At 68.6% G+C, this 15,047-nt stretch carries 15 protein-coding genes; 7 read left to right on the plus strand and 8 right to left on the minus strand.

Annotated features, from left to right (window positions below; genetic code table 11):
* Positions 1-100: 100 nt before the first annotated feature.
* Complete coding sequence (locus ACFU6I_RS20970) at positions 101-2,191, minus strand: bifunctional polysaccharide deacetylase/glycosyltransferase family 2 protein (protein ID WP_384368795.1); 2,091 nt, start codon at positions 2,189-2,191, stop codon at positions 101-103.
* The gene (locus tag ACFU6I_RS20975; RefSeq protein ID WP_384368798.1) at positions 2,188-2,670 is read right to left on the minus strand and encodes a hypothetical protein; all 483 of its coding nucleotides are present in this window, start codon (positions 2,668-2,670) and stop codon (positions 2,188-2,190) included. Before ACFU6I_RS20975 ends, ACFU6I_RS20970 begins: the two co-directional genes overlap by 4 nt.
* Positions 2,671-2,753: 83 nt before the next feature.
* Between ACFU6I_RS20975 and ACFU6I_RS20980 the strand changes: the two genes are divergently transcribed.
* Positions 2,754-2,894, plus strand: coding sequence for a hypothetical protein (locus tag ACFU6I_RS20980; protein WP_384368801.1), 141 nt, complete (start codon positions 2,754-2,756; stop codon positions 2,892-2,894).
* Between the two features lie 160 nt (positions 2,895-3,054).
* Here the strand turns inward: ACFU6I_RS20980 and ACFU6I_RS20985 are convergent, their stop codons facing one another.
* Positions 3,055-3,921 (minus strand): serine protease, encoded by an 867-nt coding sequence (locus ACFU6I_RS20985; protein ID WP_384368804.1) that lies wholly within the window; start codon positions 3,919-3,921, stop codon positions 3,055-3,057.
* A 126-nt stretch (positions 3,922-4,047) separates the two neighbouring features.
* Here ACFU6I_RS20985 and ACFU6I_RS20990 point away from each other — a divergent pair, with 126 nt between their 5' ends.
* Complete coding sequence (locus ACFU6I_RS20990; RefSeq protein WP_384368807.1) at positions 4,048-4,413, plus strand: iron chaperone; 366 nt, start codon at positions 4,048-4,050, stop codon at positions 4,411-4,413.
* 98 nt (positions 4,414-4,511) lie between these two features.
* On the opposite strand, the gene ACFU6I_RS20995 is transcribed toward ACFU6I_RS20990, so the two are convergent.
* The gene (locus ACFU6I_RS20995) at positions 4,512-5,303 is read right to left on the minus strand and encodes a DUF3626 domain-containing protein (protein WP_384368810.1); all 792 of its coding nucleotides are present in this window, start codon (positions 5,301-5,303) and stop codon (positions 4,512-4,514) included.
* A 79-nt stretch (positions 5,304-5,382) separates the two neighbouring features.
* On the minus strand, positions 5,383-5,814 hold the full coding sequence (locus tag ACFU6I_RS21000; RefSeq protein WP_384368898.1) for a winged helix-turn-helix transcriptional regulator: 432 nt from the start codon (positions 5,812-5,814) through the stop codon (positions 5,383-5,385).
* 95 nt (positions 5,815-5,909) lie between these two features.
* Here ACFU6I_RS21000 and ACFU6I_RS21005 point away from each other — a divergent pair, with 95 nt between their 5' ends.
* From ACFU6I_RS21005 to ACFU6I_RS21020, 4 genes are all read left to right on the plus strand, one after another.
* The gene (locus ACFU6I_RS21005) at positions 5,910-6,797 is read left to right on the plus strand and encodes an NAD(P)-dependent oxidoreductase (protein ID WP_384368813.1); all 888 of its coding nucleotides are present in this window, start codon (positions 5,910-5,912) and stop codon (positions 6,795-6,797) included.
* Positions 6,798-6,878: 81 nt separating this feature from the next.
* Positions 6,879-7,712, plus strand: a complete 834-nt coding sequence (locus ACFU6I_RS21010; protein WP_384368816.1) for an arylamine N-acetyltransferase — start codon at positions 6,879-6,881, stop codon at positions 7,710-7,712.
* A gap of 214 nt (positions 7,713-7,926) precedes the next feature.
* Positions 7,927-9,138, plus strand: a complete 1,212-nt coding sequence (locus ACFU6I_RS21015; protein ID WP_384345270.1) for a pyridoxal phosphate-dependent aminotransferase — start codon at positions 7,927-7,929, stop codon at positions 9,136-9,138.
* An 83-nt stretch (positions 9,139-9,221) separates the two neighbouring features.
* Positions 9,222-9,608 carry a hypothetical protein gene (locus tag ACFU6I_RS21020; protein ID WP_384368819.1) on the plus strand — a complete coding sequence of 129 codons (387 nt, stop codon included), beginning with the start codon at positions 9,222-9,224 and terminating at the stop codon, positions 9,606-9,608.
* Between the two features lie 152 nt (positions 9,609-9,760).
* On the opposite strand, the gene ACFU6I_RS21025 is transcribed toward ACFU6I_RS21020, so the two are convergent.
* The 3 genes from ACFU6I_RS21025 to ACFU6I_RS21035 form a co-directional block, all read right to left on the minus strand.
* Positions 9,761-10,852, minus strand: a complete 1,092-nt coding sequence (locus tag ACFU6I_RS21025) for a glycosyltransferase (protein ID WP_384368822.1) — start codon at positions 10,850-10,852, stop codon at positions 9,761-9,763.
* Positions 10,853-10,920: 68 nt separating this feature from the next.
* Complete coding sequence (locus tag ACFU6I_RS21030; RefSeq protein WP_384368825.1) at positions 10,921-12,213, minus strand: DUF2079 domain-containing protein; 1,293 nt, start codon at positions 12,211-12,213, stop codon at positions 10,921-10,923.
* Positions 12,214-12,520: 307 nt separating this feature from the next.
* On the minus strand, positions 12,521-13,243 hold the full coding sequence (locus ACFU6I_RS21035) for a peptidylprolyl isomerase (protein WP_384368828.1): 723 nt from the start codon (positions 13,241-13,243) through the stop codon (positions 12,521-12,523).
* A 310-nt stretch (positions 13,244-13,553) separates the two neighbouring features.
* Here ACFU6I_RS21035 and ACFU6I_RS21040 point away from each other — a divergent pair, with 310 nt between their 5' ends.
* Positions 13,554-14,885, plus strand: coding sequence for a hypothetical protein (locus ACFU6I_RS21040; RefSeq protein ID WP_384368831.1), 1,332 nt, complete (start codon positions 13,554-13,556; stop codon positions 14,883-14,885).
* Positions 14,886-15,047 lie beyond the last annotated feature (162 nt).

The raw sequence follows: 15,047 nt of genomic DNA on the forward strand, positions 1-15,047 counted from the left end.
CCCGGGGCAACCGGGTGACATGAAGACTTCCGCAATTCTGCGCCGGGGCCGGGGAAAGGCGGGCCCGGGCACACCGTGACCCGGTGCAGAGGTCAGGGCGTCAGCCGACCGGCTGGCGTTCCAGGGTGTCGGTGGCCGATCCGGTGCGCTGCATGCGGTGCCAACGCAGCGGGGATCCCAGGAGTGCAGTCACCACCGACTGGACAACGACCAGGTACATCAGCTGGCGGTAGACGAAGATCTGGAGCGGGAGCGTCCAGAGCGGTTCGAACTTCTCGCGGTCCAGGCGGAGGGCATACACCGCACTGAAGACCTGAATCGCCGTGAAGCCGAGCCACACCAGCAGCGCCTGCCCCGCGCCCTGGAAGAGAAGCCCGTACAGAGCAAAGACGTCCACCAGGGGGGCGAGCAGCGGGAGCACGGTCTGGAAGACCAGCAGGTACATCAGCCCGCGCCGGCCGAGCTTGCCCGACTGTCCGCGTTCGAAGACGGCCCTGCGGTGCTTCCAGATGGCCTGGAGCGTGCCGTAGCACCAGCGGTAGCGCTGCTTCCACAGCTGCTTGACGGTGGCGGGCGCCTCGGTCCAGGCGATGGCCTTCTCCTCGTACACGACGCGCCAGCCGTCGCGGCAGAGCGCCATGGTGAGGTCGGTGTCCTCGGCGAGGGTGTCCTCGCTGACCCCGCCGACGCCGACGAGTGCGTCGCGACGGAACGCGCCGATGGCGCCCGGCACGGTCGGCATGCACTCCATGATGTCGAACATCCGGCGGTCGAGATTGAAGCCGATGACGTATTCGAGGTGCTGCCAGCGACCCAGCACGCCCTGCCGGTTACCGACCTTGGTGTTGCCGCTGACCGCGCCCACCCGGGGGTCGGCGAGCGGCTGGATGAGATGGTGCACGGCATCCGGCTCGAAGACGGTGTCGCCGTCGATCATGACGACGATGTCGAAGTGGGCCCAGGCGAGACCGGTGTTGAGGGCGGCCGCCTTGCCGCTGTTGGGCTGACGGACCACCATCACCCGCTGGTCCTCGACCTGCATCGCTTCAGCGATCTCGAAGGTCCGGTCGCTGGAGCCGTCGTCGACCACGATGACCTGGATGTACTCATGGGTGGAGGCGAGGAGCGAGCGGATGGTCGCCTCGATGCCCGCCTCCTCGTTGTAGGCGGGGACGATCACGGAGACCGGATCGGTGAGCGGGGGGCAGCGCGGGGCGCCACGTCTGCGGGAACGCTTGACGCGGACGCGCTTCACGTGGACGCGGGCGACGGTGAAGAGCATCACCAGACGCAGCACAGTGATCACGCCGGCTATCGCGAGCAGCCAGGTCATGGCGTCGGCGAAGCCGCGCGCGGCCTGCTGGGCGCCGACCACGGCGGCGCCCCGCCAGCGGGCGGGCGCGGAGACCTCGTAGGTGGCGCCGGCCATGCCGATGCCGTGGCCCACGCTGGTGAACGTCAGGTCGTGGGCGCCGCCGGCCGTCAGGAGCTGCTCCGTCTCGCTGACCGCGGCGGGCGAGCCGACGAACTGCCGTACCGCGCCACGCTGCGGTGACCTGTCCGGGCCGTCGGCGGCCACCACGACGTAGCCGTCGATGAGTGCCCGGCGCGCGGCCTCCCACTGGGAGCCGCAGAGGGTGCCGGTGGTGGTGGTGTGCGGGAGGCGCAGCAGATGGGTACCGATACCGGCCGCACCGGCCAGGGTGTTCTGGGTGAGCGACAGCTCAAGGTTGGTGCGGGGCTTGGAGAGTCCGGCGAGATTGGCGTCGGTGTAGGTGTGCGAGCCGATCTCGTGGCCCTCGCGCTTGATCCGGCGGACGAGATCCGGGTGGGCGGCGGCCTGCGTACCGGTGAGGAAGAAAGTGGCCTTGGCGTCGTGGCTCTTCAGCAGGTCGAGCAGGTGTGGGGTCCAGGCGGGGTCGGGTCCGCCGTCGTAGGTGAGGGCGACGGTGTCACCGGGCATCTCGGTGGTTTCGACACCGCCGGTCTTGGGGCTCTGGCGGATGACGGGACCACCGCTGAGGCTCACCGTGGGCTCGGTGGCGCAGGTGGTGGTTGAGGGTGTGGCCGTCGGGGCTATCTCGTGGCGTCCGTACCCGCTGAAGATCAGCGCGGTGGCGGCGACGACCAGGGTCAGGCTGAGCAGGAACCAGTGGGCTCGCGGGTCGCGTCTCAAGGCGTGCCGGGTCACTTGGGTCCCTTGGTCGAGCCAGGTGCGGCGGTGCTGCGGCTGGAGCCGTTGCCGTTGCCGTTGCCGCGGGAGGCGGACGGGGCCGCCGTCGCGGGGGCAGGGGCGGGCGCGGCCGATGTCGCGGGGGCGGAGGTGGCCGACTGCGCGGGCGCCGCGGTGGTCGCCTTCCTGGGCGTGCTGGAAGCGTCCTCGGCGGGCGAGGCAGCGGCCGAGGTGTCGGCGGCCGGCACCGTGGAGGACTTCTTTGTGCTCGTGGGGGCGGGAGGCTCCGCTGACTCCTCGGCGTGGGCGGGCGCCTTGCCGCCGCCGCCCGGGCTCCAGGGCACGGCGCCGCCCGAGGGAACCGCACCGAACAGGCCGGCCACGATAATCGCGACAAATCCGACGCAGACTACGCCGACAAGGGTGACCACGTACCGCATGAGGCGACCCCTGCGGCCGGACGTGTCGACGAATACAGCATGGTCCCGATGAGTCACGGGGGCGGAGTCTATGGAGCGCAACTCTCGATGAAAAGCTTCCCCCGATACCAGGGCATAACAAGCTGACCGTGGGAGACCGGTTGATATCACCCCGCTCGGCCGGCAGTGACCGCGTCCGGGACCGCCGCGTTGCCGCCCGTGTCGCAAAGGCCGACCACGGTGTCGTGCTGCACATCCACCGGAACGGCACGCACATCCTGACCGGCGACATCGACCCGTGATGCCGCCGGTGACCGAGGGGTCGGATGCATCGCCTCGGGTGAGGCGAACTCGCTTCGCCGGATCAGGCGTCGGGCCACGCACAAAGAAGGACTGAGCTCGAACCGGTGCAACCCGGGCGGGGCGCAAACCGCCCGGGCGACGCGCGCGGACGCCTTCCGACTACGGCCTGGGCAGGGTGCACCCCGTCCGGTTGAGGTCGATCTGGCTGCCGGCGCCGATGCACGGCACGATGCCGTACGTCTCCTGCGCGTAGTTGATGCCCTGGCGGACCGTCACATTGCCGCTCTCGTCAACCTCGCACGGATTGTTGTCCGTGCACTGCTGTCCGTCCTCGTTACCGGTGTTGTTGACGGCGACGACCTTGCCGGTCGCGTTGTCGATCACCGGGGAGCCGGAAGTACCGCCGATGGTCTGACAGGCGGAGGTGTAGCGGACCGAGTCCTTCCATGTCCACGCGCCCTCCTTCAGGCGGTAGACGAAGCCGTCGACGTTGCAGCTGTACGTGCGCTTCCAGTAGCCGGAGACGACCGTGATCGCGGTGCCCTGGACCGGGTGCGCGGCGTTGAGCTCCAGCGCCTTGATGCCGTAGGTGTTCTCGATCTGAGCGTAGGTGCGGGTGAGTTGGTACAGCGATATGTCGGTGTCGGTCATCGTCCCGTACGCGATCTTGCTGGCGCGCAGGGTGCCGACTCCGCTGCCCGCGGAGTTCAGCAGGGTGAAGCTGCGGGTGGACCGCCGGCCGAGGACGACCTCCCCCGGACCGGGGAATCCGGTCTCCATGCAGTGCCCGTTGGAGAGCACGAGCGCCGGGTCGCTCGGGAGCGAGGCAGCCGTGCGGACCACGGAGCCGGAGCAGTTGCTGAGCGCGACCGTGCCGGCGAAGTCGACCGCCTTGGCCGTGATCCGCTCGGCCCGTGTCGTCTTCTGCGGCGCGGCCGCGTCGTGGCTTGTGGCCGCGACAGCGGGTGCCGTTCCCGCTCCGAGGAGCAGAACAGCGAAAAGCGCGCCGAGGAGAGGCTTTTTCATGTGGGGGTCCCCTCTATGACCTCTGTGACCGAAGTTCCTTCGGTTTTGTCATGCGCATTGTTAGGGGTGCGCGGGTCCGGGGCAAGACCCTCTTTCCGGCCTCGGGACAGCCCTTAGGCTGTGCGCATGGTGCAGAGCAAGGCGGAGGACGTGGACGGATACCTGGCCGAGGTGCCGGAGGAGCGCCGGGACGCCCTGCGCCGGCTGCGGTTGATGTGCCGCCAGGAACTCAAGGGCTTCGGCGAGATCATGGCCTACGGAATGCCCGCCTACGAACGGGACGGGGTCGCCGAGATCGCCTTCGCGAGCCAGAAGAACTACGTCTCCTTCTACCTGCTGCGCACCGATGTCCGCGCGGCATTCGAGGAGCGGCTGGCCGGACAGGACATGGGCAAGGGCTGCCTGCGCTTCCGCAAGCCGGAGAACATCGACTTCGACCTGGTGCGCGACCTGTTGAGGGCCACCGCGGCCCGGCCGGGCACGGTCTGCTGACGGGGTGGCCCCTCGACCGCACGCCGGTTGGGGCGCCACCGCCGCGCGGCCCCGGCAGGAACGAAGCGGCGCCGGCCGACCTGGCGGTGGGCCCTCTCTCAGCGGGCCGGCGCGGGTGCCTGTGCCGCTGCCCGGGACTCGACCGGTGCGCCGAAGCGGGCCAGGCAGTGCCAGACCATCTTCAGCGACTGCGTCGCGTAACGGCCCGTCCGCGCCGCGTCCCCGATGATCCGCGGATCGAGCACGCCGCCCTGCGCGATCTCCGCGCCGAGTTCCACGAACTCCTGTCCGCGGTAGTCCGCATGGTGGCGCAACTCGTCGACGGACAGCCGGAATCCGCCGTGCCATTCCGTGGCACACGGCAGTCGGCGGGCGGCTTCCTCCACGGCGGTGCCGCGGTGGCTCGGGTCGAGAACCAGGGCCTCCATATGGCGGTCGAGCACCACCGGGCCGTGCACCTGTGCCTCGATGTAGTCGTTGAGCGCGTCCTGACTGTCGGCCTCGGCCAGTTCGACTAGCCGCATACGGTCCGCGACGCCGAAGTCCGTGGGTTCGGCGGCACTGTCCGGGTAGCAGAACGTGGCGCGCGAAAGTGCTTCGGCGGTCAGCCGGAAGTGCGCCGAGCCGAAGCGTGGCGCCGCCCCGACCTCCTTGCGCCGGAAGTTCAACGCGCCGTACACCGGCCGCTGTTCACCGGGCACACCGTCGTAGGCACCGCCGAAGATCCGGCTCTCCCAGCGCCACCGGTCGCCGCCGGGGTGCGCTGTCAGCCCGCCGTTGCTGGTACCCGTGACGAATTGCGAGTGGTAGACGCCGTCCTCGGCCAACTTGGCCAGGATCGGACGGTCGCCCGCCATCCGGTCGGGGTGGAAGTTCAGCGTGAGCGCCACGGCCCGGTCCAGCGGCTGCCCCCGAGAGAGAGAAGCGACATGTCTCAGGGCGCGCGCCGAGGCAGAGGCGGATGCGGGATCAGCTGTCACCGGCGCAGTCTGCCGGAACGCGGTCCGCCGTCGCATGTGGATTGCGCGTGTCCGGCACGGCCTCGGGGCCGCCCGGACCGCCTTCGGGGGCACCCTGGCCGAGCACGTGCTCCCGTCCCCACGCGCCGAGCGGCCCGAGCGCCTCGTTGAGCGCGTACCCGAGCGGGGTCAGCGAGTACTCGACGCGGGGCGGCACCTCGGCATGCACCTTGCGGTGCACGATGCCGTCGTCCTCCAGCTCCCGCAGATGCGAGGTGAGCACCTTCTCGGTGATCCCCGGCACCAGTCTGCGCAGCTCACCGAAGCGGCACGTCTGCTCGTTCAGCGCCCAGAGGATCAGCACCTTCCACTTCCCGCCGATGACATCCATCGCCGCGTCGATCCCGCAGACGAACGTCCCCGGCCTGCGTACGGTCCCCATGGCGCGCCCCTCCCACCTGGTCACTCACCCCGCGGTAACCACCCACTCCGAAGTGGGTACTTGATCACTCCGAGGGCTGCGACCAGCCTAATCCCATGACCGACAACACCCGCGGCAAGCAGCCGCTCACCCTCCTCGGGCTCGGCGCCATGGGCACCGCGCTCGCCCGTACCTGGCTCGCCGCCGGGCATCCCCTGACCGTCTGGAACCGGAGCCCCGCCCGTGCCGACGCACTCGCCACCGAGGGGGCGAGCGCGGCCGGGACTGCGGCGGAGGCGGTGGCCGCGAACCGGCTCGTCGTCCTCTGCCTGCTGGACGACGCCTCCGTCGGGCAGACCCTGGCCGGCGCCGACCTCGCCGGCAAGGACCTGATCAACCTCACCACTTCCACTCCGGGGCAGGCGCGTGCCCTCGCCGCGTGGGCCCGGGAGCGGGGCGCCCGGCTCCTGGACGGCGGGATCATGGCGGTCCCGCCGATGATCGGCGCCGCGGGCTCCGGCGGCTACATCTTCTACAGCGGGTCCCGCGCCCTGTTCGACGCGCACCGGGAGACGCTCGCGGTGCCGGCCGGCGCCACCTATGTCGGCGAGGATCCCGGCTTCGCCGCCCTGCACGACGTGGCGTTGCTGAGCGCGATGACGGGGATGTTCGCGGGGGTCGCGCACGCCTTCGCGCTGATCCGCAAGGAGAACATCGAACCTCGGGCGCTCGCACCGCTGCTGGCCGACTGGCTCACCGCCATGGCGCCCGCGGTGCACACGACCGCCGCTCAGCTGGACAGCGGCGACTACAGCGCGGGCGTGGTCTCCAACCTCGCCATGCAGGTCGCGGGCAGTGCGACGCTCCTGCGCACGGCCGGCGAACAGGGTGTCAGCACCGAACTCCTGAACCCGTACCTGGCGCTGATGGAGCTGCGCCTCGCGCAAGCGGAGCGGGGCAACGAGGAGGGCACCACGGGCGTCATCGACCTGCTGGTGCGCTGAGCGCCACCGGCAGTGCGGGCCCGGACGTCCACGCCCCACCGGTCACGCGGGTCCGCCGCCCCCGTTGCGTACGGTCGGACCATGACGACCGACCTCGACCGCACTCTCGACCTCGACGCGTACTTCGCCCGTATCGGCTGGACCGGAGAGCGCCTCCCCACCGTGGAGGTGCTGCGTTCCGTCCACCGCGCCCATGCGCTGGGCATCCCGTTCGAGAATCTGGACCCCGTGCTCGGCCGTGCGCCCTCGCTCGCGCTCGCGGATCTGCAGGCGAAGCTCGTACGCAGTGAGCGCGGCGGGTACTGCTACGAGCACAACACCCTCTTCGCCGCCGTGCTGGCCGAGCTCGGATTCACGGTGACGCTGCTCTGCGCGCGCGTGGTGCTGGGGGCCGCGCCCGGGGACGTACGGCCGCGCACCCACATGCTCATGCTGGCCGAGGTGCCGGGCGAGCCGACCCCGTATCTCGCCGATGTCGGCTTCGGCGCGAGCAGCTCGCTGCTGGAGCCGATCGCACTGATGGCGGACGCCGAACTGCACGACGCACCCCGCCGTCACCGGCTCGTCCACGCGCCGCACGGCGGCCCGCTGCCGCTGTGGAAGCTGCAGGCGCGGTCCGCGGGCGGGGAGTGGGAGGACCAGTACGCGTTCACGCTGGAGCCGTTCGAGGCGCCGGACTACGAGGTCATCAACTGGCACATCGCGACCAATCCGCGCTCCCCGTTCCAGCACCTGGTGTACGTCCAGCGCACCACCGGGGACGGCCACGTGGCCCTGTCCGGCCGGACGCTCACGGAGACGGCGCCCGACGGCACGCGGAAGGAGCGGGAGCTGGCGGACGGCGACGAGGTGCTGCGGGTCCTTGCGGACGACTTCGGCATCCGGCTCCCGGACGGCACGCGCCTGCCCGAGTGACGGCGACGCCCCATTCGCGTGGCGCATCTCACCCGTCCAGGCCCGTCACACACCCATTCCAAGCCGCTCCGCCGCCCTCGGCCCCGGTTCCCACGGTCGGGGACGGCGGGTGCATGGCGATGGAAGACCGGGTGCGCGGACCGGGTTCCCCGGGCGGGTCAACCCGCGGGCAAACCTCGCGCACCCTGTGAAACACCACCGTATCCTCGCTGACATGCAGGTCATCCAGTCCACGAAGCTCGCCAATGTCTGTTACGAGATCCGCGGCCCCGTGCTCGAGGAGGCGATGCGGCTGGAAGCAGCCGGTCACCGCATCCTCAAGCTGAACACCGGCAACCCCGCCGCGTTCGGGTTCGAGTGCCCGCCCGAGATCCTCGAAGACATACTGCGCAACCTCTCCGGTGCGCACGGTTACGGCGATGCGAAGGGGCTGCTGTCCGCGCGCCGCGGGGTGATGCAGCACTACCAGACCAAGGGGATCCCGCTCGACGTCGAGGACATCTACCTGGGCAACGGCGTCTCCGAGCTGATCCAGATGTCGATGCAGGCGCTGCTCGACGACGGCGACGAGGTGCTCGTACCCGCACCGGACTATCCGCTGTGGACCGCCTCCGTGTCGCTGGCCGGCGGCACGGCCGTGCACTACCGGTGCGACGAGCAGGCGGACTGGATGCCGGACCTCGCCGACATCGAGCGGAAGATCACGGACCGCACCAAGGCGATCGTGATCATCAACCCGAACAATCCGACGGGTGCGGTCTACGACGACGAGATGCTGCGCGGGCTGACGGAGATCGCCCGCCGCCACGACCTGGTGGTCTGCTCCGACGAGATCTACGACCGGATCCTGTACGACGGAGCGACACACACCCCGACGGCGGCCATCGCGCCCGATCTGCTGGTGCTCACGTTCAACGGGCTCTCCAAGAACTACCGGGTGGCGGGTTACCGGTCCGGGTGGCTGGCGGTCTGCGGCCCGAAGGGGCACGCCGCCTCGTACATCGAAGGGCTCACGATCCTCGCCAATATGCGGCTCTGCGCCAATATGCCGTCGCAGCACGCGGTGGCCGCGGCGCTCGGCGGGCGGCAGTCGATCGACGACCTGGTGCTGCCGGGCGGACGGATCCTGGAGCAGCGGGATGTCGCGTACGACCTGCTGACGCAGATCCCGGGCGTCACCTGCGTGAAGCCGAAGGGGGCGCTGTACCTCTTCCCGCGGCTCGACCCCGCGGTATACAAGATCAAGGACGACCGGCAGATGGTCCTCGACCTGCTGCGGGCCGAGAAGATCATGGTGGTGCAGGGTACGGGGTTCAACTGGCCGGAGCCCGATCACTTCCGGATCGTGACGCTGCCGTCGGCCAAGGATCTGACGGACGCGGTGACCAGGATCGGCGCGTTCCTGGACGGGTACGGACAGCCCTGACGCAGCCAAATCCCGACACCGCTCAACTTTAGACTGAATCCAATGTAGGATGGTCTCCTGACCGTGAGCAGGAGGCCGTCCCCATGTACGAACCGATCCGCACCAAGTCGGTCCACTCGATGGCCGACACGGCGCAGTACCCCCACCGCACCCGCGAGGAGGAGCTGGACATCCAGCTCGCCGGGCATCTGGCCGCCCTGCTCGCCGTCACCGACGAGCTGGGGCTCGGCCGGCAGGGCGATCGCATTGCCGAGCAGGTGGCCCGGCTGCGCGGGGCGCCACCGGCGCGGCACGCCGCGCTGACCCGGGCCGCCCCCTCCGCACTGCACCACCGGGCGCTCGCCCTGGCCGGCCGCGCGCTCGTCGTCGCCGCGTCCCGCGCGGACACCGTCGCCGCGATTCTCGCCGCCGAGCGCATGGACGCACACACCGCCGCCCTGCGCGACGCCGAGCTGGTCGGCACCCCCTGACGGCCCCGGTCCGCGGGCCGGGGAGGCGCGCGGACCGGGTGCCATTCGTGTGCCGCACCAGGCCGTCCCGACCGGCCACCGGCCCGTCCGCGGACACCGGCCTGCGACGCGAAGACTCTCCCGGCCGGGCCCCGCGGTGGCGCCGACCCCGGTCAGGGGTTCACGAGTTCCCTCGAACCCAGCTTCTGCCGGGCGAACTCGAGGTTGCCGACCACGCGGTCGTGGTGCTCGGGGGGCACCTTGCCACTCTTGAGGAGGCGTTCACTGCAGCGCTCCGACTCCTCATAGTTTCCGGTCCAGTAAGCGGCTACGGCGAGTTCGTCGAGCGAGCACCAGTCGTACCACTCGAACTCGACGAACAGAATGTCTTCCGGGTAAGGGATCTGCGCTGCTTGCTGCGCGAACATGTGCGCAAGTGGCCAACGCTGGCCGTTCGTGCGGCAGTAGCGCGCGAGTTCACCGATTGCTTCGGCGCGAGAAGGACGGCTTTCGTGCGCGCGGAGGTAGCGGTCGATCACCTCGGCCGGCGGCCTGCCCAGTTCTACCGCAAGCCGTGCGGCGTAGAGGTGGGAGCAGAAGACTTCCTCCGCGAAGCCGCCCATGCCTGCCCGGCGGTCGTAGACGGCGAGTGACTTCTTCGGTTCTCCGGCATCGCGCCAGCTCTGGGCGAGGTAGAAGACGTAGCGGGCGTTGTCGGGTTCCTTGATCAGGCCTTGCTGAAGGACCTTGGCGTCGCGCAGGTACTTCTTCCGCTGCCCTTCTCCTCTCAGGCGTGCGCCGCCTCCCACCGAGAGGATGTTGGCGCCTTTGAACGTCCCGAAGGTGTACGGCGTTCCGCAGTCGATGTACTCGTGCAGGACGCCGACGTAGCGCCAGGGCAACCGGGTTGAGACCATAGCGAGGCGCCAGTGGGTGATGGGTCCGTCGTGCAGCGCGACTTGGTAGGCGTCGTGGGTCAGCTCCGGCATGCGAAAGCCGGGCTCCACCTCCATCTCGTCATCGGCGTCGATGAACAGCAGATAGTCCGCTTCGGCGCGCGCCAGGTCGATCGCCTCGCTGCGGCTCCCGTCGTATCCCTTCCAGGGACTTTCGTGCAGGGCGCCGGGCAGGTCACTGAAGACGTCACGGATGACGTCCTGGGTGCCGTCGGTCGAGCCCGTGTCCAGAATGACCCACGTGTCGATCAAAGGGCGCACGGATTCGAGGCAGCGCCTGATGACCGGGGCCTCGTTCTTGACGATCATGTTCAGGCAGACCGTTGATTTCACGGGTCACCTCCAACTCGGTGAGACAGAAGACCGACGACACGACGTCAGCTCGGACGCTTGAGCAGTACGAAGCCCTGTTCACTGCTCACGGTGAGATAACCCTGTGCCCGCGCAATGCCCAGGGTCTGCTGTTCCTGAAGGACGTTCTGCGGCCAGCGCTCATTGAGCGGCACCCTGGTGTCCACCATGATCCACTGAGGATTCGGGCGGCTGTCGGGCCAGCCGTAGAGGCTGGCACTCGTACGGTTCGTGAGCTGGGGCACGAGCAGATTGGATGCCTGCACCGTGGCGCCGTCAGGAATCCGGTCCATCAGACGGTGGGCGACAGCGATGCGGGGGTCGTCCCGCCAGGTGGCCGACTGGACCAACTGCCAGAACGGATACTGCGGAAGGACCAGGAGTGTGATCGCAGCGGAGCCCGCGAGGTATCGGCGCAGGCTGCTTCTGCTCGGGTTCCGTCGGATCAAGGCGTCGATGAAGGCCGCGAAGACGATCGGCATCAGCACGAGCGAATAGTGGTAGGCGGTGCCCCAGTGGGTGCTGAGCTCCGAGGCGGCCCGCCACAACAGGGTCGGCACCGCGATCCACATCAACGGGGACCGCAGGGCCAGGAACAGGGTCGGGGCCAGTACGAGCAGGAGCGTCGAGATCTTGACCTCGGGGGTGATGAGACCGATCGTGCTCTTGTACAGCAGATCCGTCAGCCCGCCCTCACTGCCTTCCGAGCCGTTCAACCAGTGCCAGTAGTCGTAGGACCCGCTCGGGCTGAAGGCCGGCAGGATGACCATCGTCGCCAGCAGCGCCCCGGCCAGACCGACTGCGGCGGTTGTGATCCCGAGCTTGCGGTCGCCACGCCGGGCGATGACGAGGCCGATCACGACCACGGTGAGCCCGAGGTCCTCCTTCACCAGCAGCAGGGGCAGAGCCCACCAGACCGCGGCACGCATCCGGCCCGTCGCAAGAGCGGTGAGTGAGCACGCGAGAAGGGGAACGGCGAAGGCCCACTCGTGGAAGTCGGAGCCGACCCCGCTCGCGAGACCCCAGGAGAGGCCGTAGCAGACCCCGATGACCGCAGCGGCGGGGGAGCCCAGCGCTCGGCGCGCCCAGAGAGTCAGGGGCACAACGCTCGCGGCGATCAGCGCCGCCTGCACCACGAGCAGGGCCATCGGCGAAGGCCACAGCCGGTAGACAGGTGCTACCAGGGCCAGAATGGGAGAGAAATGGTCCCCCAGGATGGGAAAGTCCGGCCCCTTGATTTCGGAGACGGGCAGGTGCCCATGCGCGTAGGAGCGGACGATCTGCTCGAAGATTCCCAGGTCGAAACTGTGGGAGAGCATGCGTTGATGGATACGCAAGGACAATGTCGCGTATGTGAAGAACAGTGCTCCCGCCAGCGTCCAGATCCACCACGGGATGTCGGAGCGGCTCCCCCGAGACGGCGCGACCACCGGCCCTTCATCCACACTTGATTTTTGTTGTACCGGGAGCGTGGCGCTGTCGGTGGGTGGGGCATGCATGACTTATCCCTTCCGGAAACTGACCCTGAGGACCTCAAGATGCCAGCAGCCTTCACGGCCTGGCTCTGAGCCGCCATGTGCGCGCGCAGAATAATCCGAACAGCGGCACACCTGGGGCGTGGTGGAGTCACCCGCGCTTCTCGCGAGGGGCATTGACCGATGCCTGTCGCACCGTTACCGACTTGATGACGACAGCCTTCTTCGGCCTTCCGTCGGAGGATCCGTCCTGCGTCCCGTTCCTGGCGATCTCCTTCAGTACGTCCAATCCGCTCAGGACTTTCCCGAAGGGAGTCCACTCGGACGGCATGGAAAAATCAGGATCGGCATAACTGATGAAGAACTGACTGCCGTTCCTGCCGGGAACCGCCTTGGACATCGCCACGGTTCCGGCCGGATATTCGGCTCCGTCCAGATTCTCGTCCTGGAAGAAATAGCCCGGATCGGCCGTACCTTCCCCCTTGGGGTCACCGCAGTCCAATACGAAAATCCCTCGGGTCGTGACGCGGTGACACCTGCTGCCGTCGTAGTACCCCTTCCGTGCCAGGAAGGAGAAGGAGTTGGTGGTGCAGGGCGCCTTGTCGGTCAGGGCCTCAAAGGTGATGGTTCCCCGGTTGGTCACCACTTCTGCCGTGTATGGCCGAGCCGCCTCCTGGGCGTCGAAGGTGGGAATTCCCACGGTCTTGGCACCATTGGTGAGGTTGTATGAGCACGCGACCGGCGGCTTCGCATCGACGCTGTTTCCCGTCAGGGAGACCGCCGCCCATGTCAGTCCTGAACATGTCGCGGCTACGGCGAGCGCGACCGCCGCCACCTTGACCACACGTTTCCTGGCCCTGGTGGAGAAATTCATTTTTCCTTGAAAATCCCTGACGGACATTCGAGCCTCGATTTGGCGAGTGGGGGCTGATGAAGCATGCAGAGCGTATCCATCCGTCTGCGTGTCGGCTGCACCGACACACACTCGGAACTGAAACCACTATGGGGCTGCATGGCCCAACACTTCGAGGCCCATCCTCTTTCGGCCCCCTTCCTCACTCTGCCGATCGCCTGAACGTCTGGTGTGTCTCGCCCACTTTCTTGCACATGCACCCGAATGTTGCGTCAGAGGCTCTGCATGCCTCGTCGAGACCACTCCATTCGGTTCCCCAAGGAGCAAATTCATGAGTCCTGAGACCAGGACCCCCTCACGTCTGGGCCCGGTGCCCCGCGGTCGCAGGTGGATGGCCAGCGGTGCGATGGCAACGCTGAGCCTCGTCATGCTGGGCTTTTCCAGCCCTGCTGTGGCGTCCGCCCAGAACGCCTTCTCTCCGGGCGAGATGAACCGGTCTGTGCTTATGGGCGGCGACAAGTGCGAGCGCCAGAAGAATAAGCATGACAAGGACGAGTGCTGCGATCACAAGAAGAACAAGCACGACAGGGACAAGTGCAAGGAGAAGGGCAAGCGCGGGCCCACCGGCCCCACCGGCCCCACCGGCCCCACCGGGCCGACGGGAGCGACCGGAGCCACGGGTGAGAACGGCGAGAACGGAGCCACCGGCGCCACCGGACCGACCGGACCCACGGGACCGACCGGGGCCACGGGACGCACCGGAGCCACGGGACGCACCGGCGCCACCGGGGCCACGGGACGCACCGGAGCCACGGGACGCACCGGAGCCACGGGACCGACCGGAGCCACGGGTCAGAACGGAGCCACCGGAGCCACCGGACCGACCGGACCGACCGGACCCACGGGACCGACCGGCGAGAACGGAGCCACCGGCGCCACCGGACCGACCGGACCGACCGGACAGACCGGACCCACGGGACCGACCGGAGCCACGGGACGCACCGGAGCCACGGGACCGACCGGAGCCACGGGACGCACGGGACCGACCGGACCCACCGGAGCCACGGGACGCACCGGAGCCACCGGACCCACCGGAGCCACCGGTGCGACCGGCGCCACGGGAGCCACCGGTGGGACCGGGCCGTGCATCACTGTCACCTCGACGCAGCCCAACGGCGAGGAGCAATTCCTCGGCGCACTCTTCAACGGGAAGGCGTTCTACGGTAGGCGCCACCTCGTAACCGGCTCGGGCCCGGAGAATCAAAACATCACCTTCGGACCGGCGAACACCGCAGGCTGGGGCGACCTGAGCACAATCACAGGCTTCCCCACGGACTTCCCCGTCTGCGGCATCTCGGTCGACGCCAACGGAAGTGACGTCTTCTACAAGATCATCACCACGGATGGTGACGTCTACACCCTGCACTGCGCCGCCAACGGGCAAACTCTCGTGTGCCCCGCCGCAGGTTCGCAGTGGAGGGAAGTAACGACTCTGCCGAACGCGCCGACTTTCGCCCCCAGCGAGCCGTTCGGGAACGACGAACCACTGAACCCGAGCGAGCAGTCCAGCCTGATGGACCAGCTGATGGAAAGCCTCGCCGCCAACGGGGCGATGGGGCCGGGCATGGACGCAGCCGAGAAGGGACTCTCGAAGAGCCAGTAGCGGTCCTGACCTCGTTGGGATCCCTCTGAAGTGTGCCGTGCCCGGGTTCGTCCGGGCACGGCACACGTGCGTGCGCCGTGCGGCGCAGCCCAAGTCCCACCTGCGACCGGGTTGCCGGAGAGAATCGGCCGCTCCCGTTACGTACTGGGATACGCACGTCAC

This window comes from Streptomyces sp. NPDC057486 (genome assembly GCF_042802415.1).
GTDB classification, from domain to species: Bacteria; Actinomycetota; Actinomycetes; order Streptomycetales; family Streptomycetaceae; genus Streptomyces; species Streptomyces yanii.